This is a genomic window from Streptomyces sp. WM6386 (assembly GCF_000972385.1).
Lineage (GTDB): Bacteria > Actinomycetota > Actinomycetes > Streptomycetales > Streptomycetaceae > Streptomyces.
In genome coordinates this window covers 1-463 of record NZ_JXTE01000475.1, presented here as the reverse complement: position 1 = coordinate 463, position 463 = coordinate 1, and the positions used below count along the sequence as shown (strand labels likewise).

The following is a 463-nucleotide window of genomic DNA, read 5'->3' as shown; positions in this document are numbered from 1 at the left end:
CCGAGTCCGGCAGGGCGCCGCTCTCGTCCTGATGGTCGAAGGGCAGGTGGAACTGGTCGAGGGCAAGTTCGGGGCAACCGGAAGCGAGGGCAAGGGTGTTGAAGCAGTGGTCCCAGCTCCAGACCTTGTCCATCCAGTGCTTGGACATCAGCACCCCGGGCCGGGTGACCAGGCCCTTTGCCGCCACGGTCGCCGACCATACGACGTAGGCGGCGAGTTCGGCGGCCGGGGTGGCGGCCGAACGCCAGGGCGCCACCGCGTCGACGAAGGCGGCGAAGACGCCCTGCGCGGCGGCCACGACCTCGTCGAAGGGCGCCGAGGGAGCGTAGGGCGGGCGGGCGGTGTCGAGTTCCTCGATCGCGATCTCCCAGACGCCGTCCGCATGCGCGGTCACGACGACACCGCGCTCGGCACCGCCCAGGGCCTGGGCTCCGGCCGTGCGGGCGATCGGGCCGGACAGCAC

General features: G+C 72.1%; 1 pseudogene. It reads right to left on the bottom strand.

Annotated features, from left to right (window positions below):
• Positions 1–463 (bottom strand): annotated as a pseudogene (locus TN53_RS42305) (glycogen debranching protein); the annotation flags it as partial.